This window comes from Pseudomonas sp. GW822-FHT01E03 (genome assembly GCF_058802985.1).
Map to the genome: position 1 here is coordinate 238,090 of NZ_JBXAOQ010000007.1, position 25,246 is coordinate 263,335.

General features: G+C 60.5%; 21 protein-coding genes and 1 pseudogene. 4 read left to right on the forward strand and 18 right to left on the reverse strand.

The window, feature by feature from the left end; genetic code table 11:
• The 6 genes from mmsB to AC1RP7_RS16345 all read right to left on the reverse strand — a co-directional run bounded on the left by mmsB (position 1) and on the right by AC1RP7_RS16345 (position 7,982).
• A complete protein-coding gene (gene mmsB, locus AC1RP7_RS16320) occupies positions 1 to 891 on the reverse strand; it encodes a 3-hydroxyisobutyrate dehydrogenase (protein ID WP_493182711.1) in 891 nt (296 codons plus the stop codon).
• 89 nt (positions 892 to 980) lie between these two features.
• The gene (locus AC1RP7_RS16325) at positions 981 to 2,489 is read right to left on the reverse strand and encodes a CoA-acylating methylmalonate-semialdehyde dehydrogenase (protein WP_150813951.1); all 1,509 of its coding nucleotides are present in this window, start codon (positions 2,487 to 2,489) and stop codon (positions 981 to 983) included.
• Between the two features lie 101 nt (positions 2,490 to 2,590).
• Positions 2,591 to 4,294, reverse strand: a complete 1,704-nt coding sequence (locus AC1RP7_RS16330) for an AMP-binding protein (protein ID WP_493182713.1) — start codon at positions 4,292 to 4,294, stop codon at positions 2,591 to 2,593.
• A gap of 288 nt (positions 4,295 to 4,582) precedes the next feature.
• Positions 4,583 to 5,833, reverse strand: coding sequence for an OprD family porin (locus AC1RP7_RS16335; protein WP_493182715.1), 1,251 nt, complete (start codon positions 5,831 to 5,833; stop codon positions 4,583 to 4,585).
• A 173-nt stretch (positions 5,834 to 6,006) separates the two neighbouring features.
• Positions 6,007 to 7,656, reverse strand: coding sequence for a cation acetate symporter (locus AC1RP7_RS16340; RefSeq protein WP_493182716.1), 1,650 nt, complete (start codon positions 7,654 to 7,656; stop codon positions 6,007 to 6,009).
• Positions 7,653 to 7,982: a DUF485 domain-containing protein gene (locus AC1RP7_RS16345; protein WP_090456027.1), complete on the reverse strand. Its 330-nt coding sequence runs from the start codon at positions 7,980 to 7,982 to the stop codon at positions 7,653 to 7,655. Before AC1RP7_RS16345 ends, AC1RP7_RS16340 begins: the two co-directional genes overlap by 4 nt.
• 394 nt (positions 7,983 to 8,376) lie before the next feature.
• On the opposite strand from AC1RP7_RS16345, the gene AC1RP7_RS16350 reads away from it, so the two are divergent.
• Positions 8,377 to 9,354: a LysR family transcriptional regulator gene (locus AC1RP7_RS16350; RefSeq protein WP_090456025.1), complete on the forward strand. Its 978-nt coding sequence runs from the start codon at positions 8,377 to 8,379 to the stop codon at positions 9,352 to 9,354.
• 105 nt (positions 9,355 to 9,459) lie between these two features.
• On the opposite strand, the gene AC1RP7_RS16355 is transcribed toward AC1RP7_RS16350, so the two are convergent.
• The 7 genes and pseudogenes from AC1RP7_RS16355 to AC1RP7_RS16385 all read right to left on the reverse strand — a co-directional run.
• A complete protein-coding gene (locus AC1RP7_RS16355) occupies positions 9,460 to 9,942 on the reverse strand; it encodes a DUF6130 family protein (RefSeq protein ID WP_493182717.1) in 483 nt (160 codons plus the stop codon).
• A gap of 124 nt (positions 9,943 to 10,066) precedes the next feature.
• Entirely contained in the window at positions 10,067 to 10,960 is an 894-nt protein-coding gene (locus tag AC1RP7_RS16360; RefSeq protein WP_340317447.1) for a LysR family transcriptional regulator, read from the reverse strand.
• Between the two features lie 80 nt (positions 10,961 to 11,040).
• Positions 11,041 to 12,096, reverse strand: coding sequence for an alpha/beta hydrolase (locus tag AC1RP7_RS16365; RefSeq protein ID WP_492624147.1), 1,056 nt, complete (start codon positions 12,094 to 12,096; stop codon positions 11,041 to 11,043).
• Between the two features lie 48 nt (positions 12,097 to 12,144).
• Positions 12,145 to 13,215 (reverse strand): alpha/beta hydrolase, encoded by a 1,071-nt coding sequence (locus AC1RP7_RS16370; RefSeq protein ID WP_493182719.1) that lies wholly within the window; start codon positions 13,213 to 13,215, stop codon positions 12,145 to 12,147.
• A 2-nt stretch (positions 13,216 to 13,217) separates the two neighbouring features.
• The gene (locus AC1RP7_RS16375) at positions 13,218 to 14,003 is read right to left on the reverse strand and encodes a carboxymuconolactone decarboxylase family protein (RefSeq protein ID WP_493182720.1); all 786 of its coding nucleotides are present in this window, start codon (positions 14,001 to 14,003) and stop codon (positions 13,218 to 13,220) included.
• Between the two features lie 73 nt (positions 14,004 to 14,076).
• Positions 14,077 to 14,568, reverse strand: coding sequence for a (R)-mandelonitrile lyase (locus AC1RP7_RS16380; protein ID WP_429521441.1), 492 nt, complete (start codon positions 14,566 to 14,568; stop codon positions 14,077 to 14,079).
• Positions 14,569 to 14,608: 40 nt separating this feature from the next.
• Positions 14,609 to 14,704 (reverse strand): annotated as a pseudogene (locus AC1RP7_RS16385) (flavodoxin); the annotation flags it as partial.
• 515 nt (positions 14,705 to 15,219) lie between these two features.
• On the opposite strand from AC1RP7_RS16385, the gene AC1RP7_RS16390 reads away from it, so the two are divergent.
• The gene (locus AC1RP7_RS16390; RefSeq protein WP_340317437.1) at positions 15,220 to 15,564 is read left to right on the forward strand and encodes a DUF6124 family protein; all 345 of its coding nucleotides are present in this window, start codon (positions 15,220 to 15,222) and stop codon (positions 15,562 to 15,564) included.
• 160 nt (positions 15,565 to 15,724) lie between these two features.
• On the opposite strand, the gene AC1RP7_RS16395 is transcribed toward AC1RP7_RS16390, so the two are convergent.
• From AC1RP7_RS16395 to AC1RP7_RS16415, 5 genes are all read right to left on the reverse strand, one after another.
• Positions 15,725 to 17,464, reverse strand: coding sequence for a dipeptidase (locus tag AC1RP7_RS16395; RefSeq protein WP_150813962.1), 1,740 nt, complete (start codon positions 17,462 to 17,464; stop codon positions 15,725 to 15,727).
• 160 nt (positions 17,465 to 17,624) lie between these two features.
• Entirely contained in the window at positions 17,625 to 17,924 is a 300-nt protein-coding gene (locus AC1RP7_RS16400; RefSeq protein ID WP_090456009.1) for a hypothetical protein, read from the reverse strand.
• A 167-nt stretch (positions 17,925 to 18,091) separates the two neighbouring features.
• Positions 18,092 to 19,306, reverse strand: a complete 1,215-nt coding sequence (gene gltS, locus AC1RP7_RS16405; protein ID WP_150813964.1) for a sodium/glutamate symporter — start codon at positions 19,304 to 19,306, stop codon at positions 18,092 to 18,094.
• A gap of 223 nt (positions 19,307 to 19,529) precedes the next feature.
• The gene (locus AC1RP7_RS16410) at positions 19,530 to 20,090 is read right to left on the reverse strand and encodes a lipid-binding SYLF domain-containing protein (RefSeq protein ID WP_340317428.1); all 561 of its coding nucleotides are present in this window, start codon (positions 20,088 to 20,090) and stop codon (positions 19,530 to 19,532) included.
• Positions 20,091 to 20,468: 378 nt separating this feature from the next.
• Positions 20,469 to 21,575 (reverse strand): acyltransferase family protein, encoded by a 1,107-nt coding sequence (locus tag AC1RP7_RS16415; RefSeq protein WP_218497514.1) that lies wholly within the window; start codon positions 21,573 to 21,575, stop codon positions 20,469 to 20,471.
• Between the two features lie 667 nt (positions 21,576 to 22,242).
• Here AC1RP7_RS16415 and nirB point away from each other — a divergent pair.
• Together nirB and nirD are read left to right on the forward strand one after the other, a co-directional pair.
• Positions 22,243 to 24,804 (forward strand): nitrite reductase large subunit NirB, encoded by a 2,562-nt coding sequence (gene nirB / locus AC1RP7_RS16420; RefSeq protein WP_493182721.1) that lies wholly within the window; start codon positions 22,243 to 22,245, stop codon positions 24,802 to 24,804.
• Complete coding sequence (gene nirD, locus AC1RP7_RS16425) at positions 24,804 to 25,190, forward strand: nitrite reductase small subunit NirD (protein WP_493182723.1); 387 nt, start codon at positions 24,804 to 24,806, stop codon at positions 25,188 to 25,190. Before nirB ends, nirD begins: the two co-directional genes overlap by 1 nt.
• The last annotated feature ends 56 nt before the right edge of the window (positions 25,191 to 25,246 follow it).

The following is a 25,246-nucleotide window of genomic DNA, read 5'->3' on the forward strand; positions in this document are numbered from 1 at the left end:
TCAGGCTTCTCCGCGGAACAGTTGGATGATGGCGGAGAAGTCCAGGCCGCCATTACCTTGCAGGCTGAAGGTCTGGTACAGCTGCTGGGCTACAGCACCGAGCGCGACCGGTTGACGCGCGTGCCTGGCCGCTTCGGTGGCCAGGCCCAGATCCTTGAGCATCAGGTCGCTGCCAAAGCCGCCGCTGTAGCCGCGTGAGGCCGGCGCGTTTTCCAGTACATCCGGGAACGGATTGTTGACCTCCGAGCTCCAGCAGCGACCGCTGGAGGTATTGATGATCCCGGCCAGCACCTTGGCTTCCATACCCAGGGCCACACCCAGGGCCATGGCTTCGGCGACGCCGACCATGGAGATGCCGAGCAGCATGTTGTTGGCGATCTTGGCCACTTGGCCGTTGCCAGCTGCGCCGCAGTGCACGATGTTCTTGCCCATGGCCGATAGGATCGGCAGGGCCTGGTCGAACACACTGTCCGGGCCACCGACCATAAAGGTCAGGGTGCCTGCCGCCGCGCCGCCGGTGCCGCCGGATACCGGCGCGTCGAGCATCGGGTTGCCTTGGGCAAGGGCATATTTGGCCACTTCGCGGGTGCTCAGCGGGTCGATGGTCGAACTGTCGATAAGCAACACGCCTGGGCCGATATTGGCCAGCAGGCCGTCCTTGCCGCGATAGACCTGCTTCACGTGTTCGGCGGTCGGCAGCATGGTGATGATCACCTCGACCCTGGCCTTGGCCACGGCGGCGGGCGAGTCGGCGGAGCTGGCGCCGGCCTCCACCAGGGCGGCGACCGCCTGGGGGAAGGGATCAAAGACGGTCAGGCTGTGGCCAGCCTTGAGCAGGTTACGGGCCATTGGGCCACCCATGTTGCCGAGGCCGAGAAATCCGATATGCATGTTGGCTACCTTTTACGATAGGGGGCAGTGGCGCAGGAAATCCTGCGCGCGCTTGTCGTCGGCCGACGCAAGGCGCCGGCCGGCAAAGGTCATTTCAGGGTGATGGTGGTGTTCACCGCGCCGCTGGTGTCGTCCTCGTCGAACCAGCGCTGGGTGATCGTCTTGGTCTGGGTGTAGAAGGTCACCACTTGCTTGCCGTAGGGACCTAGGTCGCCCAGCTTGGAGGCGCGCGAACCGGAGAAGGAGAACAGCGGGACCGGTACCGGGATCGGCACGTTGATGCCGACCTGGCCGACGTCGATCTCTTCCTGGAAGTGACGCGCGGCAGCGCCGGAACGGGTGAACAGGGCAGTGCCGTTGCCGTTCGGGTTGGCGTTGATGATCTCGATTGCCTCATCCAGGTTGGCGGCGTGCATCACGCACAGCACCGGGCCGAAGATCTCTTCGCGGTACACGGACATTTGCGCCGTGACGCCGGAGAAAATGGTCGGGCCGACGAAGTTGCCGTCCTGGTAGCCCGGCACGCTCGGGTTGCGCCCATCCAGTTCAAGCTTTGCACCTTCTTCGATGCCGCTGGCGATCAGGCCGTTGACGCGGTCCAGGGCGGCGCAGGAAATCACCGGGCCGATGTCGGTGCCCGGCTCGGTGCCACCGTTGATCTTAAGGGTCTTGGTTCGCTCAATCAGGTCCGGTAGCCAAGCCTGCGCTTCACCGACCAGGATCACCACGGGCAGAGCCATGCAGCGCTGGCCGGCGGCGCCGAAGGAGGCGCCCAGCAGGTTGTTCAGGGTCTGCTGCCGGTTGGCATCGGGCAGGACGATGGCATGGTTTTTCGCGCCCATCATGCATTGCGCGCGCTTGCCGTTCTGGGTGGCGCGGTTGTAGACATGGGTGCCGACCTTGGTCGAACCGACGAAGGACACGGCCTTGATATCCGGGTGGTCGCAGATCAGGTTCACCGCGTCGACGCCGCCGTGGATGACGTTGAGTACACCCTTGGGTACACCGGCCTCCAGCGCCAGTTCCACCAGGCGCATGGTCACCAGCGGGTCCTGCTCGGACGGCTTGAGGACGAAGGTGTTGCCGGTGGCAATGGCCATCGGGAACATCCAAAGCGGGATCATCGCCGGGAAGTTGAACGGGGTGATGCCGGCGCACACGCCCAGCGGTTGCAGCAGGGTGTAGGTGTCGACGCCGTTGGCCACGTTGTTGGCCAACTCGCCCATCTGCAGGTTGCCGATGCTGGCGGCGTGCTCGACCACTTCCAGGCCGCGGAACACGTCACCTTCGGCATCAGGCAGGGTCTTGCCTTGCTCGGCGGTCAGCAGGGCGGCCAGTTCCTTTATGTTCTCGCGGATCAGTTGCTGGTACTTGAGGAAGACACGGGAACGGGTACCGATCGGGGTCTTGCGCCAGGTCTTGAAGGCTTGCTTGGCGCTGGCGACGGCGGCGTTCATTTCCTCGGCGGTGGCGAAGGGGACGCGGGCCAGGACTTCCTGGGTGGCCGGGTTGACTACGTCGCGCCACTGAGTGCTGCGCGATTCGACGAATTCGCCGTTGATGAGAAGCTTGACGCTTGGAATGCTGGAAGAGGTCATTTTCAGTTCTGCCTACTTTCTTTGGGTCGAGTTAAGCCACTCGGCCTGGATGGCCGAGCGGTCGGATTTGGATTCAGAAGGGCCGGCGTACCAGCCTGGGTTCAGCCCTTGAGTTGCGGGAAATCTTCTTCGAAGTATTCCTGCGGGCCACGTGCGTCGCCCTGACGGCGCTGCGTTTCCATTTGCCGCAGTTCCACCCGGCGGATCTTCCCGGAGATGGTCTTGGGCAGCTCGCTGACAAATTCGATGCGCCGCACCCGCTTGTAGGGCGCCAGGTGCTCGCGGGCGAAAGCGAAGATGCTGCCGGCCAGTTCGAGGCTGCCCTGGGCTTCATGGGCCAGGATCAGATAGGCCTTGGGCACTGCCAGGCGCACCGGGTCGGGGCTTGGCACCACGGCCACTTCCATTACCGCCGGGTGCTCGATCAGCGCGCTTTCCAGTTCGAAGGGGCTGATGCGGTAGTCGGAAGCCTTGAACACGTCGTCGGCGCGGCCGACGAAGGTGATGTAGCCCTCTTCGTCGATCTGCGCGGTGTCGCCGGTGCGGTAGTAGCCGTCGCGCATCACTTCGGCGGTCTTTTCCGGGCTGTCCTCGTAGCACAGCATCAGGCCGAGCGGGCGCACATCCAGCGGCAGGGCCACTTCGCCTTCGTTACCCGGCACGCCATCAGGGTCGAGCATGGTCACCCGGTAGCCCGGCAGCGGACGGCCCATGGACCCCGGCTTGAGCCGCTGGCCAGGCGTGTTGCCGACCAGGGCGGTGGTTTCCGACTGGCCGAAACCGTCGCGCAGCAACAGGCCCCAGGCGTGCAGGATCTGCTCGATGATCTCCGGGTTGAGCGGCTCACCGGCGCCCACCAGTTCACGCAGGCGCAGGCGTGTCTTGTAGCTGGCCAGGTCTTCCTGGATCAGCATGCGCCACACGGTAGGCGGCGCGCACAGGCTGGTGACGCCGTAGCGTTCCAGCACGCCGAGCAGGGCTTGCGCGCTGAAGCGTGCGGTGTTGTGGATAAAGATGCAGGCGCCGGCATTCCATGGTGCGAAGAGGCAACTCCAGGCGTGCTTGGCCCAGCCCGGGGACGAAATGTTCAGGTGCAGGTCGCCCGGCTGCAGGCCGATCCAGTACATGGTCGATAGGTGGCCGACCGGGTAACTCTGGTGACTGTGCAGCACCATCTTCGGCTTGGAGGTGGTGCCGGAGGTGAAGTACAGCAGCATCGGGTCGGTGGCGAGCGTTTGGCCCTCGACTTCGAACTGTTCGGAATATTCGCTGGCAGCGCTGTGCGGGGTCCAGCCTGCGGGGGCCGGGCCAACACAGATGCGGCTGCAGCCTTCACCCAGGCCGTCGAACTTGTCGACATGAGCGGCGCCGACCACCAGATGACGCACATGGCCACGCTCGATGCGATCACGCAAGTCTTCAGGGGTCAGCAGGGCGGTGGCGGGAATGACCACGGCGCCGAGTTTGAAGGCGGCCAGCATGGTTTCCCACAGGGCGACGTCGTTACCGAGCATCAGCAGGATGCGTTCGCCACGGCGCACGCCGAGGGCACGCAGGTGATTGGCCACCTGATTGGAACGCGCGGCCAGTTGCTGGAAGCTGTAGCGTTGTTCGCTGCCGTCCTCTTCGACGATCCACAGGGCATTGGCCTGGTTGCCCTCGGCCATGGCGTCAAAGTAATCCAGAGCCCAGTTGAACTCGGTCAACTGTGGCCAGCGGAAATCACGCACAGCTGTGGCGTAATCGGTGCGGTGTTCCAGCAGGAAGTCTCGGGCGGCGAGGAAAGGTTGGCAGTTGTTGTTCATTGGAGTCTCCCGAGACGCGCGCGGGTACCTGAACGTGGGGAGACGACGGCAAGCAAGAATGGCTTCACGGTGGGTGCCCTGTTTATTTTTATTGGGACTGACCTGGTTCATGACCAGGCGGTTGAATCGAGTATAGGCATGCATAAATCAAATAAGAATGCTCAAAAAGTCCCGTGCGTTGTGCAAAAAAACACAGGCTGGCGGCATCCCCGATGCGCCAGAAATGCACAAGGCGGGTGCTGCCCGCACCGTCAAGCGATGTGAGCGGCACCCGCCTTTTGCGGGGGCTTACCAGAGCGCCAGGGTATAGCTGAGGATCAGGCGGTTCTCGTCGAGATCGTTACCGAAGTGGGCGGTGCGCACCGTAGCGTTGCGCCACTTCAGACCGAGGTTTTTCAGCGGGCCGCTCTGCACCACGTAGCCGATGTCGGTGTCGCGCTCCCATTCGCGACCCTCAGGCCTGCGGGCGCCCAGATCGATGCTGTCGCCGGCCAGGTAGCGGGTCATGAAGGTCAGGCCGGGAATGCCGAGCGCCGCGAAGTTGTAGTCGTAGCGCGCCTGCCAGGAACGCTCGTCCTTGTTGGCGAAGTCGTTGATCTGCACGAAGTTGACCAGGTAGGCGTCGCTGCCATTGACGTAGGCAAAGCCGGTGTCGCCACTCATGCGTTGGTAGCCCAGACCGAAGGCATGGCCACCGAGGGCATAGGTGAACATGGCGCCGAAGGCGTTGTTGTCGATGTTGCTGTTACCGTCGTCGGTGGAGCGGGCGTAGCGCAGGTCGCTCTTGAGCGTCTGGCCTGCGCCCAGCGGCAGCACGTGGACCAGACTGAACTGGTGTTGGTGGTAGAAGTCGTCCAGGCCGCCGTAGTTGTAGCCCGTGTTTAGCCGGTCGTTCCACTGGTAGGCAAGGCCGGCGAAATTGAAGGCATCACTGCGGGCTTGGCCACTGACAATGCCCTTGGCGCCGGTGGTGGTGATCGCCATTTTCTCGTAGTTCGAGGAGTCGCGCTGGTTGACCCGATCCACGCGCCCGGCATCGACGCTCAGGCCTTTGATCTCCTGGACGTTCAACTGGCCACCGCGAAATGTTTGCGGCAACAGGCGCGAGTCATTGGCCAGCAGCACCGGCAACTTCGGGGTCAGGGTGCCGAGCTTGAGCACGCTGTTGGACGCTTTGAACTTGGCCGTCAGGCCCAGTTCGCCATACTCGTCCTTGGCGCGTTTGGGCGGCTCGTTATCGCGCTTGAGCAGGCCGGAGCCGGAGCGATCGGGACTGGAATCGAGCTTGACGCCGAGCTGGCCAAGAGCGTCGATACCGACGCCGATCATGCCGTCGGTATAGCCGGATTCGTAGCGAAGCAGGAAACCCTGGGCCCATTCTTCTTGCTTGGACTGGGTGGCATTGGCCTGGCGGAAGTCGCGGTTGAAGTAGAAGTTGCGCGTTTCCAGCCTGGCCGTGCTGTCTGCGAAGAAATCGGCGTGAGCCTGTGCGGCGAGTCCGGTGCCGGCCAGGAACAGGGTGAGGGTGGTGGGTTTCATTGGTTGCCTTTTGTTGTTTTTGTTGTCGACGAGCCGCTCCCGCGCCGCTTGGCGTTGGCGAGGGAGGGGCGCTTCTGGGGTGTCCTGCGCCGAGCGGCGCAGGTCGGGCGTAAAAAAGCGCGAAGCAAAGGAGCGGACTCGCGCTCGGGGCGTCAGCCCCGGAAAAAGCAGCGTCAGTGACTGCTGGCCATGGCAGCTCCAAGGCCGGTCTGGGCACGGACGAACTGGTCGGCATAGGCGGCGCGTTCGCGGTCGGCGCGTTCGCTGCGGTCAAGCCTGGAAGCGACCACTATGACCAGGAAGGCCAGTGGCATGGAGAACAGCGCGGGCTGGTCGTAAGGGAAGAGCGCCTGGGCATGCCCCAGTACGCCGACCCACACCGACGGCGAGCCGATCACCAGGGCCAGTGCGCTGACCAGGCCGGTCAGGCCGCCATAGAGGGCGCCGCGGGTGGTCAGGCCGCCCCAGTACATGGCCATGATCAGTACCGGGAAATTCGCCGAGGCGGCGATGCCGAACGTCAGGCCGACCAGGAAGGCGATGTTCTGGCCTTCGAACAGAATGCCGAGGGCGATCGCAACGATGCCCAGGCAGATGGTGGCGATGCGCGACACGCGCATTTCCTGTTTCTCGTCGGCGCAGCCCTTCTTCAATACCGAAGCGTAAAGGTCATGGGAGATGGCCGAGGCACCGGCCAGGGCCAGGCCAGCCACCACTGCGAGAATGGTGGCGAAAGCCACGGCAGAGAGGAAACCGAGAAACAGGTTGCCACCCACTGCCTTTGCCAGGTGCATGGCTACCATATTGCTGCCGCCAATCATGGCCCCGCCGAGCTTGCCATCGACGTAGTACTGAGGATCGGTGCCGACGATGACGATGGCGGTATAGCCCAGGACGCAGACCACCAGGAAGAAGAAACCGATGAACACCGTGGCGAACAGTACGGATTTACGCGCTTCCTTGGCATTGGGCACCGTGAAGAAGCGCATCAGGATGTGCGGCAGGCCGGCAATGCCGAAGACCAGTCCAAGGGATAGGGACACCGCGTTGATCGGGTCGGCCAGCAAGGTGCCCGGGCCCATGATCTGCACGCCGCTGGCATGCACGGCCACAGCCTGGGCGGCCAGCGTCTCGAAGCTGAAATCGAAGCGACTCAGGGCCATCAGCACCAGGGTCGTGCCGCCCGCCAGGAGCAGGACCGCCTTGGTGATCTGTACCCATGTGGTGGCGAGCATGCCGCCGAAGATGACATAGACCAGCATCAGCAGTCCGACTACCACCACCGCCGTGCGGTAGTCGAGGCCGAACAGCAGTTTGATCAGTTGACCGGCACCGACCATCTGCACCACCAGATAGCAGCACACCACGGTCAGCGATCCGAGGGCGGCGAAGCTGCGCACACGGGTTTGATCGAGGCGGTAGGAGACGATGTCGGCGAAAGTGTAGCGCCCCAGGTTGCGCAAGCGTTCGGCCATCAGGAAGGTGACGATGGGCCAGCCGACGAAGAAGCCGATGATGTAGACGAAGCCGTCGTAGCCCTTGGCGAAGACCAGGCTCGACAGGCCCAGCAGAGTTGCCGCCGACATGTAGTCACCGGCGATTGCCAGGCCATTCTGGAAGCCGGTGATGCCGCCACCGGCGCTGTAGAAGTCGGCGGCGGAGCGGGTGCGTCGTGCCGCCCACCAGGTGATCAGCAGGGTGGCGAGGACGAAGACGAAAAACATGCTGATGGCGTGCAGGTTGAGCGGTTGCTTCTGCGCAATGATGGGCTCGGCATGGGCCAGCACAGGGCTGAGGGCGAGAAGGGCGGACAGGCGTTTCATGCGCGGGACTCCTGCAGGATCTGCGAGCTGAGTACGTCGAAGCGGGTGTTGGCGCTGTGCACGTACCAGGCGGTGAGTAGCCAGGACAACAGGATGATCGTCACGCCGATTGGCATGCCGAGGCTGAGGTGGCTGCCGTCGTAGAGCGGCAGGTGCAGCCAGGCAGGGGCGAAAGCCACCACCATGATGAAGCTGTAATAGATAGCCAGGACCGCGCCGCTCAGCGTCCAGGCCAGCAGTGCACGCTGGCGCGCGAGGCGGTGGAACTTGGGGTTGGCCCTGACCAGTGCACAGGTCTGGACGTGGTTCGGATGGTCGGTCGTCATGGTGCGGCTCCGCATTTCTAGTTGTTTTTGTTGTTCGGCCTTTTGAGGGGCGTACGGGTACCCGGGCAGCGACCCCATGCGGGACGCCACCTGAATGCTGATGTGCTGGAGTTATTGCCGCCCGGATGACCTTGCGGTGGAGAGAGGGCGGTGCAGGAGGGCGAGCCCGATCCGCGGCGCGGCGAGCAGCGGATCGGGCCAACGGCAGACGAGAACCGTGGCCGCGATTGCGCTGTTGCGCAGCTGTTTGAGTCCGGCGTGCAAGCCGGTGTTTATCCATGCGCTCATGCTGTCAGCCCTCGGTATTTATTATTGGGGTGGGGGGCTTTCCTGGCCTGAAAACGACGCTGGCCAAGTTGGGTGAGATGCGAGTATATAAGTGCATATTTCCCATATGTATTGGCAGAAAAGCCCGATGGATATGCAAAAAAGCACAACGCAGAACCCACTGAACTGGGACGACATGCGTTTCTTCCTCGAGGTCGCCCGTGCCCGCACCGCCAGCGGTGCAGCTCGCCGCCTGGGGGTGGACTACACCACGGTGTCGCGGCGCATCCGCGCCCTGGAGCAGTGTCTGGGTGCTCTGTTGTTCGAGAAGTCGCGAACCGCAGGTTTTGTCCTGACCGTGGAGGGGCAGCGTCTGGTCAGCCACGCCGAATCCCTGGAAAGTACGCTGCTGGTAGCCTGCGAGCAGGTTTTCGGCACCACCGGGGGGCTCGCCGGGCACCTGCGCATCGGCTGTACCGAAGCCTTCGGGACCTGTTTCATCACTGCGCAGATGAGCCACTTCCTCGAGCACTACCCGCATATCTCGGCGGACATTTTGCCGGTCCCGCATTTCATCAACCTGTCACGGCGCGAGGCGGACATCGCCATCACCCTGGAACGGCCCGAGCGCGGTCCCTATGTGTGCTCGCGATTGTGCGACTACCGCCTGCGTCTGTATGCGACGCCGGAGTACCTGGCCAGTCATCCGACGATCGGCTGTCGCGAGGACCTGGCCGTTCACCCGTTCGTGACCTACGTCGAGGATCTGGCCTTCAGCTTCAAGCTGCTCTACCTGAACGACCTGATGCCCGGCGCCAACAGTCGCCTGCGCAGCACCAGCGTGGTGGCTCATTACCACGCAGCCCTGGAAGGGCGGGCGCTGGCGATCCTGCCTTGCTTCCTCGCCGGCCCCGATCCCCGCCTGTGCGAAGTGCTGCCCGGTGAAGTGGAGATCACGCGGCAGTTCTGGATGTATTACAGCGAGGACCTGCGCAAGCTGAAGCGGGTCACTCTGGTGGCCGAGTACTTGCGTGCTTGTGCGGAACTGAATCGCCCGCTGCTGATGGGCGAGTCACGTGTGATGGGCTATCTACCGTCACCCTGAGAGGGGGAGTTGTGCAGCCAGAAGTAAAGCGAAGTAGTTGGTCAGATGTGTTTTCGAAATCAGGGGCTACTCACACCACCGCAGTCAACTATGAACACTCAATCGTCATGGTTTTACTGCGTGATCATTGTCAATGTGGGGAGCGTCCGCCGGTTTCTTCTCCGGCACTATAAAACTCACTGTCGTACTGGCGAGGATTTTGTGAGTCGGGTCGGCCACTTCAAGAAGAACCTTGTGAGTGCCGGGCGTCAGTCCAACCAGGATAATCGGGTCTTCGCTGGTGTGCGCCCATGTGCCTTTCCAGTCGTCAACCGTCACGTGGAGGTGACCGAGACGTGGTGATACTTCAACAGCTGCTTTGCCAAATACCGGCATGATCCTGGCGTGTTCTGTTCGATACTGGATAATGACAACACCGCGGGCAAGGGGCTCGGCAAGCGGCGGGTAGGCAATGAGTTTTGGCGCAGTCTCGGATGCCAATGGAAGTATTGCCGGTGGGGAATCGGTGTCTGCTACCCCTTGTCCGTACACGGCTGTGCAAAAGACACCCAAAACCAGGGCCAATAGATTTCCGGGAGCGAGGGACATGGTTTTTTTCCCGCGTGATTTCATTCAAGCCTAGATCAACCCGAGTATCTCCCAGTGTTTATTTGAAACTGGAATCACTCACGTATTTCATCCGTGCCATCCAGGCATGTTGACCATGGACGACTCAGCGCTTGTAACGCAGCGCGTCCACCACTACGCCGAACGCTGAAGAATGCTCACGGCGATTGGGGTAGTAAAGGTGGTAACCGGCAAAAGGCTGGCACCAGTCTTCGAGTACCCGCACAAGGCTTCCGTCGGCAAGCTCCCTGGCTACCATATCTTCTGGCAGGAACCCCAGCCCGCATCCGGCGACAGCAGCGCGCAGGATCGGCACGCTGCTGTTGAACGTCCATTGTCCTTCGACACGCGCCTTGAGTTCGTGACCGTCCTTCTCAAAATCCCATTGCATCAGGTTCCCGTGGGTGGGCAGGCGCAAATTGATGCAATTATGTGCGGCCAAATCCCTTGGCTCATTCGGATACGGCCGCTGTTTGAAGTATTCGGCAGACCCCACTACGGCGATGCGCAACGGGGGGCCGATCGGGACGGCGATCATGTCCTTGGCCACCTGATCGCCCAGGCGCACGCCCGCGTCGTAGCGCTGCGCGACGATGTCGCAGAGGGCGTAGTCGACGGTGATTTCGACCTTGATGTCCGGGTAGTCGGGAAGCACCTTCGACAGCTTGGGCCAAAGGATGTTGTTCGCCGCATGTTCGGAGGCTGAAATCCGCACGTTGCCTGCCGGGGTATCGCGAAACTCGCTGACCGCAGCCAGTTCAAGTTCAATTTCGTCGAAGCGCGGCGCCATGGACTGATACAGCCGCTGGCCAGCCTCTGTGGGGGATACGCTGCGCGTGGTTCGGGTCAGCAGGCGAACGCCGAGCCTGGTTTCGAGAGCGCGCATGGTGTGGCTCAGCGCGGACTGCGAGACGCCCAGTTGTGCGGCGGCGCGAGTGAAGCTGCCTTCGCGGGTAATGACCACGAAGGCTTGCAGATCGTTGAGATTGGCGCGGGACATTGATGAGAGCCTCTCATGCGGAGCGCGGGATTATTCCATGTAATCAGGTTACGCATGGATGCGCGACCCCAACGAACCAATCACAAGGTTCTTGCGTAGAACGGCGTCAACTTGCCGAGTGCTGCGTCCACATACTTGGGAACCCAGTAGGTTTCGATGTGCGTTGCACCGTCGATGATGAACAACTCTTTGTCTTTCGTACCGGTGGCCTTGGGGAACGCATCCTGGGTCATGTACAGGCTGTCGGCCTTGCTGCCGGCGATCATCAGCAATGGCTGATTGATCAGTTCGATCTGGTTGGTGGCGTCGAAGCGCATCAGGTCCAGCAGGCTGCTCGTGGTGTATTTGAAGGTTGAATCAGGGTGGGCATGGGTCTTCCAGTAGTACTCATAACCCTGGCGATACAGCTCGAACGGCAGTTTGGCGATCTGCTCATCGGTGAGGTTGGCATCGCCCGAATAGAGCACTTCACCTCCGGCCGCTTCCTGGGCGCGGGCAGCGGAAGCCTGTTGCAGGCGTTGCTCGATGGTGCCCAGTTGCGAGTCGTTGTAGCCATTGCGACGCACCCGGCCAGAGTTGAACATGCTCACGGTCGCCACCGACTTGAATCGCTTGTCGGTTTGCGCGGCGGCCAACGAGTAGCCACCGCCACCGCAGATGCCGAGCAGGCCCAGACGCTTGCCGTCGACGCCAGCATACTGGGTGATGAAGTCCGCCATGCCGTGGATATCCTCGATGCGGTACGCCGGCTTGTCGATGCTGCGCGGTTGTCCGCCACTTGCGCCCTGATACGCGGCATCGGCGGTAATCGTGATGTAGCCTTGTTCAGCCAGTCGCTGGGCATACAAACCGGCGACTTGCTCTTTCACGCCGCCATTGGGGTGCGCCACCACCACCGTCGGATAAGCCTTCTTCGCATCGTAGTTGGCAGGGGTGTAGACGTTGGCAGCGATGTCCAGGCCATTGAGCTTGTAGGTGACCGGATGGATGTTGACCTTGCCGGGTTCATTCTTGGTAATTGCACCGTCGTAAGCCAGGGTGAATGGGTTCTTTTTGTAGTCGGCGGCGCCGGCTTCGCCAGCAGAAATACCGACCATGGCGGCCATCAGCGAGGCTTTCAAAATTGTGTTTCTCATAAGTGTCTCCGGAGCATTAAAAGGCGCGTTAAAAATGTGCTGAAGCCGTCAATCCAGATGCTTTTCTGTCAGAAACCCGGACACCAGGTCCGCGATCTGCACGTTGTTCAGATCCGACATGGGGAAGTGGGTATTGCCCTTGATGCCAATCTCCGGCAAGTGGATCAGCCTCACGTCACCGCCGTGTTTGTTGACGGCATCGCGCCAAAGTCGGGCCATGGTGAGTCGGGCGCGCCAGCTGTCCTGAGCGGGCAGGTCGACGGCTTGCTCCGGGATGTTGTCGCCGTAGAGGATCAGGACCGGAATGCGCGTGAGCGCCATGAACTGATCCATCGGCACCGCTGCGCCTTGTACCGTGTCGAACGCGCTGGGAATCGGCGCGGGTACTTCACCCTGCGCGAAGACGAAGCTGCTGCCTGGCTCGAAAGCCACGATGGCCTTGACCTTGTTGTTCTTGATCGCCGTCAACCAACCAGGCCCGCCACCCTGAGAGTGCGTGAACAGGATGCCGGGGCCGATTTTGTCGAAGACCGCCGACACGCCATTGGAGACCACGCCCATGTCGAACGGACCGGTATTCGGCGTCATCGCGCGGAAAAACTGATCGCGCGTTTGCGCATCCCGGGCAACCTGCACACCTTCGAAATAGTTGGGCCACAGACCTATACGGAACTGGTTGAACCAGAGCTGCTCGTCCGGGACAGGCTTGACCGTTGCTTCGACCATGCTGCGGCCGGCATCGCCACGACGCGGCTGGTCGATCAAATACACGCCGAACTGGCGCCGCAGAAAAATATTCTGGAAGCCTTCGCGGCCATCCGCGGTGGTTTCCCAGGTCTTGGAAAACTGGCCTGCGCCGTGCCACATGACGATGGGCAGTTTTCGCGCATCGACCGGGATTTGGTAGAAGGTGTAGGCATGGTCGCCGTGGTAAGTCTGGCCATCAGGGGTCATGGGTTTGCGCGGATTGAACGAGCCCGGTGCGGTGATCATCGTCCCGCCGGCGGCGAAGCTGCCTTGCTCCTGAATCATCAAGGGGGCGGCGGCATTGGCATGGTTTGCATAGGCGGCAAGCACGCTCAGCAGGGTGATGTTCAGCAGGTTTTTTCCAGTCTTCATGTTCAACCTCCCGAGGCAGCAAGTGCCTGTGTCAGGGCTGTGCCTGCACGTTTGGCGGATTGTCCATCGCCGTGCTCGGCCAGTACCTCGATGACTTGGCGCAATTGCTCCACGCTCAACCCCACCCGCAGGCTCGCCCGCATGTGCGAGCGCAACTGCGACTCCACACCCGGCGTTGCGGCCAGAGCGCCGACGGTCGCCAGCTCGCGGCTTTGCCAGTCGAGGTTGTCGCGCTCGAAGATGTCGCCGAACAGGTGGGTTTGCAGAAACCGGTTGATGACCGGGGCGAAATCGAACACCGGCCCCTTGACCGGGCCACCGGAAATTCGGGTTTGATTGGCCGTTCCTGCCGCGAGCAATGCCTCACCGGTTGCAATGGCGCGGCTGGGTTCGCGTCCAGGCGCATCCTGGATGCCGCGTTGTTGGCGCGCTTGCACCACCGTCATCAGTTCATTCAACGCATTGAGGCTGCGGGGGAAGCCGACATAGGCGTAGAGCTGCACCAGGATTTCCTTGGTCTCGCTGACCGTCAGGCCGGCATCCAGGCCTTGGTTCAAGGCAGCGTTGAGCCTGGGCATGTCACTGGTCGCCATGAACGCTGCGATCAGTGGAATGGCCTGTTGCCTGGCCGACAGCGTTTGTGCCGCAGGTTGTGTGCTGGTCATGGGTTGCGATGCCTCGGCGTTCTGAGTGGCCACACCCGACATCAAGCCAAGGCCCAGACACAGGGCTATCAGCGCGGGGAGGGCACCGGTCTTGCGATGTGCAATCGGTGTATCAGTGGTCATCGTGAAAGCTCCATCCATTGCTCATCACTGCCTGGCAGGCGGTGCTCGAGTGAGGTTGATCTACAACAAACAGCTACAAGCCCTGCGCGGGCGATTGACCTTCGTACTGCGCATCCGAGACTTTTTCCGCCCAAGTGACAGCCTTGCCGTCCTCGGCTTCGGCGATGGCGATGTGAGTCATTCCGTGGGTGGCCGTCGCGCCATGCCAGTGACGTGTTTGCGGCGGGATCCAGACAATGTCGCCCGGACGGATTTCCTGACGTGGGCCGCCCTCTTGCTGCACGTAGCCGACTCCGGCGGTGACGATCAGCGTTTGCCCCAGCGGATGGGTATGCCAGGCCGTGCGGGCGGCGGGTTCGAAGGTCACCGTGCCACCGCCGATGCGGGCAGGGGAGTCCCCCTTGAACAGGCCATCAACCCGAACCGTGCCGGTGAAGTTTTCCGCAGCGCCCTTGACGGAGGGCTGGGAGCCGGCGTGGGTGATGCGGATCCCGTTGGAGGACTGGGCGCAGGCTTCCCCGGCCATGAGCGATAAGGCCACCAATGGGGCGATCAAGGGATTCATCAATGTTGCTCCTAAAGGCGGGTCAGCCAACTGCGAGGCAGCCGCCGTGGGTGTTGAAGGGGATGATGGTTTTCCCTCTCAGGTCGTGGGCCGTCAGGAACGAGCGCACAACGGGCGGGGTGGTTTCACCCCAAATTCCCGCTTTTGATGGTCAGGCTGCACGTCAGTGGTATCGGCTGGGTGCAGGACCGCCGGGGAAACAGTAAGCGAGCTAACGGATGAGTACTAGACGGGTAAATCGGCAAGGGTTCATGAGGTTTATTCATCAATCCGGGCAAGTGCGCCATGTCACTCAACATCGTCGGAGAGTGTTTGTTTAAAGGTGTTTAAGGTTACTTCATGCAAGCTACAAGACCTTGCGCCGTTGCCTACGGTTACGCCAGAATCCGCCGGCTTGTGCGCCTCGCAGGCCGTCGGTAACTTGATTCGTGTCACTGCCCATCAGTGATCGGGTTTAGTCGCCTGGTGGTAATTGAAGTCGCACAAGTGTCCGTCAGACAGGTATTTACACCTGTATTTGATGGTGGCTGTGCGCAGGGCACCTTCGGGTGCGCCGGCTTCTTCAATTCCCCGGTCGACTAACCTGCGTACAGCTGCCACCCCTTCGTTTAGTCGCGAAGCGGTGACCGCATCACTCAGGAATTGAAGATCATGTTCAAGGTAACGCCAAACCCACCGGAGGCCGATCCGGTCTCCCCACCTGAACCCGACTCAAGCAGGCTCAACGAAGCCGCCCCCGATTTTCACATCCCCTCGATAGCCGATATCAAAGCCACACCGCGTGCCCCCTGTACCCTGTTCACCGTGGACCCGCAGGCGAGTCCCGAAACCTTGATGGTTTATCTGGTCGAAACCCTCGCGTCGGTCGATGTGATGGTCCATCAGTTGGTGGATCACCTGGACGGAGGGTCGCGCAATGCGTTGCTGGGGATTTCCAACAGCGTGATGCTGGCGGAGATCACGGCGAACCGGGTGCTGGATCAAATCGACCCGTAGGAGCGAGCTTGCTCGCGATGGGGGGTAACGATGACGCGGGAAACCAGACTTACCGCGACGTCCTCTGGTTTTTCGCGAGCAGGCTCGCTCCTACAGGGGCCGGCATGTGATTTGGAAGTGAAAGCAATGGACCCGCCAGGGTGGCGGGTCCGAAGGGGGGTCAAAGTTTCGGCAATTGCCCGATGCGGCCCATCATTTCGGTCACGATCTGCAAGTCCAGCAGGAACTGCTCGGTGGTCTTGAACTCGTTATCGTTGTGACCGGTGTATTTGACGTCCGGCATGGCCAGGCCGAATTGCACGCCGTTGGGCAGTTCATGCACGGAGGTGGCGCCGGCGGAGGTGCCGAACTTGTGTTCCATGCCGAGGTTTTCGCTGGTCACAGCGAGCAAGGCCTTGACCCATTCACCCTCGGGGTTGCGATACATCGGTTCGGCGATCGACAGGTCGAAGGTTGGTGCGATGCTGGTCTTCTTGCTCCAGGCGTCCAGCTTTGCGGCGATTTCGGACTTGAGCACATCCGGCGTCTTGCCCTTCGGCACGCGCAGGTTGACCGCGAGTTTGAAGGCTTTGTCATCCATCCCGACATAGGTCAGGGAGGTGGTCAGCGGGCCCATGAATTCATCGGAAAAACCGACTCCCAACTTGCCACCCAGGTAGTCCAGCCCCCAGTTATCGGCAGCGTAGCGCGCGGCGTCGGTGATCTGGTTGTGCTTGAGCGCGACCTTGCCGTCGAGACCATTGATGAAGTCGAGCATCCTGGCCACCGGGTTGACGCCGGACTCGGGCTCGGAGGAGTGGGCGGACACACCAGTGACCGTCAGTTTGACGTCCTTGCCGTCGACCTTGGCGGCGACCGCGAAGTTGCCGCCGTTGCGCTTGGCATACTCGGTGCCGGCCTTTTGCAGGCTGGCGGCCAGTTCGGCGGGCTTGTCGGTCACCAGGGTCGCAACCGATGTCGACGGGATCTGGTTGGTGGCCAGGCCGCCGGTCATCGAGGTGATCTCTGCGCCCTTGCCTTGCGCGGTGCGCTTGGCGAAGCTGGCCATGACCGTGCCGTAGCCTTTCTCGGCGATCACCACCGGGTAGCCGCCATCCAGCGCCAGGTTGTAGTTGGGTGTGGGGTTGCGTTCGAAGTAGTAGGGGATGGCGTCGCCCGTGGTCTCTTCGGTGGTATCCACCAGCAGCTTGAAGTTGCGGGCCAGCGGCAGCTTCTCCTCCTTGATGATCTTCATGGCGTAGAGCGCCACCACGATGCCGTTCTTGTCATCCTCGGTGCCGCGGCCATACATGCGATCGCCGATCAGGGTGACCTTGAACGGATCAAGGCGGGTGCCGTCCTGCAGCACCCAGTTTTCCGGCGTCACCGGCACCACATCGGCATGGGCGTGAATGCCCACGACTTCATCGCCGCTGCCTTCCAGGGAGATCTCGTAGACGCGGTTGTCGATGTTGCGAAAATTCAGGTTGAACGCCTGGGCCAGGCCCTTGATCTTCTCGGCAATCTTGAGGAATTCGGGATTGTCGTGCTGGTCGACACCGTCCACGCGCACGGTCGGAATGGCCACCAGCTCCTTCAGGGTTTCGGTGGCCGCGCTGCCGTATTTCACCCGGGCATAGAGGCCGAGCAAACGATGGATTTCGTTTTGTTGCCCGGCGGTAAGCGTCTTGTTGTCGAGGAAGGCACGGATGGCCGGGCCGAGGTCGTCGGTCTTGGCGATATCGCTCTTGGCCAGGCTTCCCAGGAACTGCCTGAAATCCTTGACCGATGCATCACTGAAGGTCTTGAGGATGATCGCGTTCTGTTGCGGGGTGATGTTGGCGTGGGCAGCGGTGGTGAACGACGAAAGGCTGGCGAGCATGAGGGTGGTCGCAGCCAGGTGCTTGAGGGAGAAATCCATTGCTGGGGGCATTCCTTTGCAGGCGGTTCGTAGGAAATATCTGATCGATTGATCAGAAACATCTCAAAGCTAACACCGCGAGCGTGTGAAACGGGAGCCCCTGAAGTGGGATCTGTCGCACAGAAATGCAAAAGCGGCGCAGAAATGAAAAACCGCTCTATCAATGCTTACATTCCGCCATCACCACTTTGCAGGTACTTGGCGTACCGCCGGATCGGCCGGAATAGCGTATGCAATTACTCAGGGATTTCTGGCGAGCCATGTCCAGGGTGTCGCCCCAGGCGAGGCCTCCTTCGCCGACAGTGGGGAGGGCTTTTGCATAGCAGGTCGAGCCGACGCTGGGGGCTGAATATTGAGCCGTACTGGCTTTGCCTGAACAGCCGGCTATCAGCGCCAGATCGACGGCGAGCAGGGATAGCAGGATCCATGACGAGCATTGGCGCACAGTGTGTCCCGTCATCCCGGTTCCCCTGTAGCAAGAGGCGCATTTGAGATCGTACCTGGCCGGATCAGGGCTGGGGCACTCTCTTACTCTGAGCCTATCCTTGCGGCATCGATCCTGCTGCTCCTTTCGTCCGCTTTCCCAAGTTCGGTGTGTCCGGCCGTCCGAGAGCCGGGCCGAGGTCGCTACAGACCACTGAACATGCTGATGATCACGGCATTGACCAGGTCAATGAAAAAGCCGCACACCAGCGGCACGATCAGGAAGGCCTGGTGCGCCGCGCCGTACTTTTGCGTCACGGTCGACATGTTGACGATGGCCGTTGCCGTGGAACCGAGGGCAATCCCGCCGAATCCGGAAGCGATCACGCTGGCTTCGTAATTGCGCCCCATAAAACGGAAGACCACAAAATACGTATAGGCGACCGTCAGCAGGATTTGCAGGGTCAATGCGCAAAGAATGAACATCAACGCGCCGCTGAGTTGCCAGAGCTGAAGACCCATCAGGGCCATGGTCAAAAACATGCCCAGACAGATATCGGAGATCAGCGACAGGCCCAGGCTGGCACCGCTCCAGGTTTTCAGACGCTGGTCACCGACAAAGGCCAGAACGAGGTGGTGAATGACGATGCCCGCGAACAGGCAGCTGACAAACTTGGGCAGGGTGATGCCGGCATCGACCAGCAGCAGGTTGAGTCCATAGCCGAGCATCAGGGTCAGGTTGAGCCACATCCAGGCCCAGAGCACGTCGTAGTAGTCCAGCGCCTTGCTCGGCTGTTGTTCGAGAATGCCGACTTCCAGCTCCGCATCCCTGGACGGCGTCAGTTGATAACGGCGTATCAGCTGGTTGGCGATAGGGCCGCCGATGACGCAAGCGGCAATCAGGCCGACGGTGTTGCTGGCGATGCCCAGTTCGTGGGCGTTGCTGATGCCCAGTTTTTCGACGAAGAGCGGTGCCCAGGCCAGGGTCGTGCCCACCCCACCCGTGAGGGAAATGGAGCCCACCATCAAGCCCGCCTTGGGATCAAGCCCAAAAGCCTCGGCCACGCCCATGCCCAGCGAGTTCTGCAGCAGAATGAACACAGCGGCGAGTAACAGCAGGATCAGCAGCGGGCGCCCGCCCTTGAGCAGTTGGCGCATGTCCGACTTCAAGCCGATGCCGGCAAAGAAATAGAGCAGCAGGGTGTCGCGAATTTGCAGATCGAATTCGATCTGGATATTCAGGCCAAAGTAAAGCAAGGACGTAACCGCCGCACAGACGAAGCCGCCGACGACCGATTCGGGGATACAGTATTGACGGAGAAAGGCGTTGTGCTGGACGAGGGTTTTGCCGAGGAAAAGCAGGAGGATGGCAAGGGTAAAACTCACGAGGCCGTGAACCTGGAAGAGCTGTGAAGTCATTTAAGGCCTACCTAAAACTGAAAAGTCATTATCAGGATTCGGTCATTCAATGTTTAGACCTGGATCAATGAACGGTCGAAACAGCCTTGCTCGTCCAGATGGCTTCCCAATCATCAGGTGCGTCTGTACGCCAGGAGTGAGGACAGCCTAGCCTAAAGGGGAACCCCCATCCGGGTTGGCATAGGCCGCCATCACGCTCCCGATGGCCAGTCTGACGGTGACGTCAGCGCTTGATCAGAGAAATCTTCGTCCCCTCGATACTGACCCCCGCCATTAACCCTTGCTGGTCGAAGATAAACGCGTAGGCGTCGTCTTTGAGCGTCGAGCTGGACAGGTTCTTCGCAACTCCTTCATCCACAAACACAACTGTTGGCCCTACACCGATTTCCCAGCCCTTGGTTTTGGCTACATAGTCCACGGCTTTATCGGTCATCAGGAAAACCACATAGCCGTACGACTGGGCACCGGCCTGCAGTCCCCATGAACCGCTGACGGAGTTGTAGTAGTTCTCGACTTTCGTGCCCTTCATTAAAACGCCTTCGCCATAACTGCCGCCGAATACAAGTCCCGCCTTGATGATGTTCGGGAAGACCAGCACAGCCTTGGCTTGGTGCGAGATGGTTTCGGAGAATGGATTGGTCTTGTAGAGCGCCTGCAACGCTTGTCGAGCATCGGCATTCAGATCCTCGGCGGTGGCCGCTGCGGCATTGTTCAGGAAACCGGCCGATGCCAATGTTGCAATCGCGAGGAAGAACGACAGGAAGAACCGCATTGATTGAGTCATTTGCGTACTCCGCTGAGGGAGCAGGGGGATGAGAGCAGCGGCAAGTGCCTGCGTCATGCAGGAACCGAATCCACTGAGGTTATCCGGCGCGCCCTGAAATGTGTGAATTGCAGGCCTCGCTCGTGAATGAAGCCGGCCCGGGGGCCACTGATCATTTGCGCTGCCATCAGCTGTTATGACCGTTGCGTATCGGCCGGGTTCGCTGTCAGTTCTGCTTCTGGCCGATTGTTTCCCGTTGCCAGGGTTTATCCAGGCCAGGGTGTGGGCTGAAGTTGGGGGGGGGGAGGGTTTTCCAGACCCCGAAAACGACAAAGCCCCGAATAATCAGGGCTTTGTTGAATAAGGAAGGCCAATGCATCCTTGATGGGCCTTCTTCTACTACGCCAGCGTTGGGCGCTCTTTCTGCGGTTCCGGCTCCGATGCTGGAGTTGGCAATGCGAAGCTATCGGCGAAGTTTTTCTGGGGACGCTCGCGGTGACCACCTTCGGACACCATCCGGATAACTTTCCGCGCAGGCTCTTCAATGCAGTGGTACAGGAACATCGAGAAGGCCACGATGATGGGAATCTCAAACTTCAGATCCATCATGCCAAACAGCTTGCGCTCAACAAACAGCACCATGATGTGACACATGTAGAGGCTGAAACTGATCTTCCCGAAGTACACCGACACCGGGTTGGAATAAGCCCAAATCGGTCCTGCACGGAACAGACTTGCAATCATCACGACCACGAGGAACGGGAAAACCATGTTGAAGTAATACTGGATGCTGGTTGCCCAGAGCATCAGCAGGATCAGTGGGGCCATTGCGATTGCGATGACTCTCCAGAGTTTGGAGTCCGGCAGGTCATGGCATACCTGGTATGTGCAGTACCCGGCTACGAAGTAGACGATGCACTTGATGGTCCAAGTGCCATTGGCAAGCAACTTCGGTTGCAGGTAGGGCGCATAGAGTGCCAGACCGATCAATAGGAGTGAGAACGAAATCTTTCCCCACTTTCTTGTGAAGTAGGCGATGAATGGAAAGGTCAGGTATGCCGCCCACTCGCAACTGATTGACCATGAAGGCTGATTGAATGTCAGGTCGGGAGTTATGCCCCACGCATGCACCAGAAACAGGTTCGCGTAGAAGGTGTAGGCGCTATCGACTGGGGACCACTCATAGAGTCGGTGCATCGGCAGAATGAACGCGGTTATAACCAGCATAAACAAGTGCACAGGATAGATCCGTGCAAGCCTGGCCACCCAGAACTTGATAGCCCCACTTGGACGAACTCCGTCTGCAAAGTCTTTCCCGTGGACGTAGGCCAGAATGAATCCAGACAGGATAAAAAATATATCTACTCCGAGGCCTCTCGTCTGGAAGAGAAATGCCAGGCTACCGTAGGCATTGGCGAGATCACCGTATCGAATGTGAAGCAGCAGGACCGACAAGGCAGCGAATCCCCGTAGCCCAGTCAGGTTTTGTATGTGTGCGGCGCGCATCAAGCACTCCAATGCGATTGTCTGGCAGGTCGAGCCTGTCGGGAGGGCGGCGATTAAATCACAGCTTTGATACAAAGCATACAATTGGCCATCACTTTGATTTCCGCAGATTACTGAAAATCATCATGACGTTGGAGGGTGGTGAGGTCGGGTGGTGAAAAGTGAGGAGGTGCCCGTTTCCATTGGTTCTCGTGCTGTTTCTTATCTCTTTGAAATCGCGGTGTAATTCTGCCATGAAGGACTTTCACGGTTGGCAGACCACGTGGAGTGAGAAGCCAGTGCATGCACTTTTATAAAGCGCCATGCCTAACAACGTGCACCAGTCGGAAGCGCCGCAAAGCGCTATCGCCTGCGGTAGCTCCAGCGTCGTGACAATCCCCTCAGGCTCAAAAGTCAGTGTTTCCAGATAGTTGAAGTCTCTGTGTCGCTGGCTGGCACAAAGGCTGCAAGGCTGACTTCAGGTCCACCTGGAACGCATTCGTGTGGACAGCCCCCTCGGTCAACGACGATCGATTGGCCGAACAGGTCGTGGGCAGCATCGGTGGATCAGGCATAGATGCCTGGTTTGAACACCGCAAAAGAACAGGCAAAGACGCCTGGAACCGAAAGGTTTCAGGCGTTTTTTTTTGCTTTTAAAACCGTGATTGGCTCGGGCTGGGTGCTTTCTATGAATTCCAATGTTGCCACGTTGAACAAGATGCAAACGCTGATCGTGATCGGTAATGGCATGGTCGGACATCATTGTGTCGAACAGCTGATCGAGCGGGGAGCGCTTGACCATTACCGGCTGCACGTCTTCAGTGAGGAGCCGATGCGCGCCTATGACCGTGTGCATCTTTCCGAGTACTTCTCCGGTCGTGATGCCGAGTCGCTGGCGCTGTCCGATGCGTCGCTTTACCAGACGCCCGGCGTTACGCTGCATTTGGGTGTGCCGGTATTGGAAATCGACCGCGTCCGTCGCCAGGTGGTCACCTCGCAAGGTTGCGTCTCGTATGACAAATTGGTTCTGGCCACCGGTTCTTATCCGTTCGTTCCGCCAATCGAAGGCGCCGAAGGTGAATCGCGCCTGGTCTATCGCACCCTGGAAGACCTCGATGCCATTCGGGCTGCGGCGGCCAATGCCCGGCGCGGCGTGGTGGTCGGCGGTGGCTTGCTGGGGCTGGAAGCCGCGAACGCGTTGAAGAGCCTGGGCCTTGAAGCCCACGTGGTGGAATTCGCGCCGCGCTTGATGCCGGTACAGCTGGATGACCTCGGTGGCCAGGCGCTCAAGGCGCAGATCGAACGATTGGGCGTCGGTGTACACCTGTCCCGCGCCACGCAATCGATCAGTGCGGGCGAGCAGTACCGCTATCGCATGAATTTCGCCAATGACGAGTTCCTCGAAACCGACCTGATCGTGTTTTCCGCCGGTATCCGCGCTCAAGACGCGCTGGCTCGTCGATGCGCGCTGGAGATCGGTCCGCGCGGTGGCGTGGTGATCGACGACACGTGCCTAAGTTGCGACCCGAACATCTACGCCATCGGTGAATGCGCTTCATGGAACGGCAGCCTGTTCGGCCTGGTCGCACCGGGCTACCAGATGGCGCGCAGCGTCGCGGCCCGTCTGTGCAACGAAGTCGCCGAGCCGTTCACCGGTGCCGACATGTCCACCAAGCTCAAGCTGCTGGGGGTGGATGTCGGCTCCATCGGCGACGCCCACGGCAACACCCCGGGCGCGCGCAGCTATCAATTCATCGACGAAGCCAGCGCCAGCTATCGCCGCCTGGTGGTGGATGCGAGTGGCAAACACGTCCTCGGTGCAGTGCTGGTCGGTGACAACAGCTATTACGACACCCTGTTGCAATACATGCAGAACGCCATTGCCTTGCCGTCGGAACCGGCCAGCCTGATTCTGCCGTCCTCCGAAGGCGCGCCGACCCTGGGCCCGGGAGCGCTGCCCGAGTCGGCCACGGTGTGCTCATGTCATAACGTCACCAAGGGCTCCATTTGTTCGGCCATCGACGGCGGCTGTACGGACCTGGGCCAGCTCAAGTCGCAGACCAAGGCTTGCACCGGCTGCGGCGGTTGCGCCGGCCTGCTCAAGCAAGTGTTCGAGCATGAGCTGATTGCCCGCGGCGTCAGTGTCGACAAGAGCCTGTGCGAACACTTCGCCTATACCCGTCAGGAGCTTTATGCGCTGGTACGGGTAGAGGGAGTGATCACCTTCGAAGAACTGTTGGCCAAACATGGCCGTGGCCACACCGGTTGCGACGTCTGCAAACCGGCGGTGGGCTCGATCCTCGCCTCGTGCTGGAACCAGCCGATCATGGACACGTCGCTGGTGCCGTTGCAGGACACCAACGACACCTTCATGGCCAACATGCAGAAAAACGGCACCTATTCGGTGGTGCCACGAATCGCCGGGGGGGAGATCACGGCCGACAAGCTGATCGCGATTGGCGTGGTGGCGAAGAAATACGACCTCTACACCAAAATCACCGGCGGGCAGCGCATCGACCTGTTCGGCGCTCAGTTGCATCAGTTGCCGGACATCTGGGCCGAGCTGATTGAAGCGGGTTTTGAGACCGGGCACGCCTATGGCAAATCGACCCGGACGGTGAAGTCCTGTGTCGGCAGTACCTGGTGCCGTTATGGCGTACAGGACAGCGTACAAATGGCCCTGACCATCGAAGACCGCTACAAGGGCCTGCGCTCGCCGCACAAGCTCAAGTTCGCCGTCTCCGGATGCACCCGTGAATGCGCCGAGGCGCAGAGCAAGGACGTGGGCGTAATCGCCACCGAGAAAGGCTGGAACCTCTACGTGGCCGGTAACGGCGGCATGCGCCCGCGCCACGCCGAGCTGTTTGCCACCGACCTCGATGACGCGACCCTGATTCGTTACATCGACCGCTTCCTGATGTTCTACATCCGCACCGCCGACAAGTTGCAGCGTACCTCGGTCTGGCGCGAGAGCCTGGAAGGCGGCCTCGACTACCTCAAGGACGTGATCATCAACGACAGCCTCGGGCTGGGTGAGGAGCTCGAGTCGCAGATGCAGCTGGTGGTCAACCGCTACGAGTGCGAATGGGCCAATGCCCTTAAAGACCCGGAAAAGCTCAAGCGCTTCCGCACCTTCGTCAACGATCAACGCCCGGACCCGGACATCCATTTTGTCCAGGAACGCGGTCAGCGCCGGCCGATCATGGCCGCTGAACTCCACCTTATCCCTGTCATTGAGGAGATTGTCTGATGAGCCAGTCCGATACCCAGCGAGCCTATTCCAGTTCCTCCCTGGTCCATCCCGATGCCTGGCAAGCGGTGTGCAGCCAGGATGATCTGGTGAGTAACTCCGGCGTCGTCGTCTGGCTGGACGGTGCACAAGTGGCGCTGTTCTTCCTGCCGGCTGCCGAAGGCAAGACCCTCTATGCCATCGATAATCATGACCCGCAATCCGGGGCGAATGTCATCGGTCGCGGGCTGATCGGCAGCATCAAGGGCGATCTGGTAATTGCCTCGCCACTCTACAAACAGCATTTCCGCCTTGAGGACGGCAGTTGTCTGGAGTACCCGCAGCAGCGCTTGCGGGTCTGGCCTGTGCGCCTCAACGGAGGCCAGGTGGAGGTCGCGGTGGCCTGACCACATGGATTTCGACGCGGTCTGAACGCTCACTCAATTAATGATTCATGCCTGGC

What these genes read in the sequence shown, in the direction of transcription:
- AC1RP7_RS16380 (WP_429521441.1), bottom strand. Translation starts at nt 14,568, where the DNA reads ATGAATCCCTTGATCGCCCCATTGGTGGCCTTATCGCTCATGGCCGGG.
- AC1RP7_RS16340 (WP_493182716.1), bottom strand. Translation starts at nt 7,656, where the DNA reads ATGAAACGCCTGTCCGCCCTTCTCGCCCTCAGCCCTGTGCTGGCCCAT.
- nirB (WP_493182721.1), top strand. Translation starts at nt 22,243, where the DNA reads ATGAATTCCAATGTTGCCACGTTGAACAAGATGCAAACGCTGATCGTG.
- AC1RP7_RS16325 (WP_150813951.1), bottom strand. Translation starts at nt 2,489, where the DNA reads ATGACCTCTTCCAGCATTCCAAGCGTCAAGCTTCTCATCAACGGCGAA.
- gltS (WP_150813964.1), bottom strand. Translation starts at nt 19,306, where the DNA reads ATGACTTCACAGCTCTTCCAGGTTCACGGCCTCGTGAGTTTTACCCTT.
- AC1RP7_RS16415 (WP_218497514.1), bottom strand. Translation starts at nt 21,575, where the DNA reads ATGCGCGCCGCACACATACAAAACCTGACTGGGCTACGGGGATTCGCT.
- AC1RP7_RS16350 (WP_090456025.1), top strand. Translation starts at nt 8,377, where the DNA reads ATGTATTGGCAGAAAAGCCCGATGGATATGCAAAAAAGCACAACGCAG.
- AC1RP7_RS16360 (WP_340317447.1), bottom strand. Translation starts at nt 10,960, where the DNA reads ATGTCCCGCGCCAATCTCAACGATCTGCAAGCCTTCGTGGTCATTACC.
- AC1RP7_RS16330 (WP_493182713.1), bottom strand. Translation starts at nt 4,294, where the DNA reads ATGAACAACAACTGCCAACCTTTCCTCGCCGCCCGAGACTTCCTGCTG.
- AC1RP7_RS16375 (WP_493182720.1), bottom strand. Translation starts at nt 14,003, where the DNA reads ATGACCACTGATACACCGATTGCACATCGCAAGACCGGTGCCCTCCCC.
- AC1RP7_RS16335 (WP_493182715.1), bottom strand. Translation starts at nt 5,833, where the DNA reads ATGAAACCCACCACCCTCACCCTGTTCCTGGCCGGCACCGGACTCGCC.
- AC1RP7_RS16410 (WP_340317428.1), bottom strand. Translation starts at nt 20,090, where the DNA reads ATGACTCAATCAATGCGGTTCTTCCTGTCGTTCTTCCTCGCGATTGCA.
- AC1RP7_RS16345 (WP_090456027.1), bottom strand. Translation starts at nt 7,982, where the DNA reads ATGACGACCGACCATCCGAACCACGTCCAGACCTGTGCACTGGTCAGG.
- AC1RP7_RS16355 (WP_493182717.1), bottom strand. Translation starts at nt 9,942, where the DNA reads ATGTCCCTCGCTCCCGGAAATCTATTGGCCCTGGTTTTGGGTGTCTTT.
- AC1RP7_RS16400 (WP_090456009.1), bottom strand. Translation starts at nt 17,924, where the DNA reads ATGACGGGACACACTGTGCGCCAATGCTCGTCATGGATCCTGCTATCC.
- AC1RP7_RS16370 (WP_493182719.1), bottom strand. Translation starts at nt 13,215, where the DNA reads ATGAAGACTGGAAAAAACCTGCTGAACATCACCCTGCTGAGCGTGCTT.
- AC1RP7_RS16395 (WP_150813962.1), bottom strand. Translation starts at nt 17,464, where the DNA reads ATGGATTTCTCCCTCAAGCACCTGGCTGCGACCACCCTCATGCTCGCC.
- AC1RP7_RS16390 (WP_340317437.1), top strand. Translation starts at nt 15,220, where the DNA reads ATGTTCAAGGTAACGCCAAACCCACCGGAGGCCGATCCGGTCTCCCCA.
- AC1RP7_RS16365 (WP_492624147.1), bottom strand. Translation starts at nt 12,096, where the DNA reads ATGAGAAACACAATTTTGAAAGCCTCGCTGATGGCCGCCATGGTCGGT.
- nirD (WP_493182723.1), top strand. Translation starts at nt 24,804, where the DNA reads ATGAGCCAGTCCGATACCCAGCGAGCCTATTCCAGTTCCTCCCTGGTC.
- mmsB (WP_493182711.1), bottom strand. Translation starts at nt 891, where the DNA reads ATGCATATCGGATTTCTCGGCCTCGGCAACATGGGTGGCCCAATGGCC.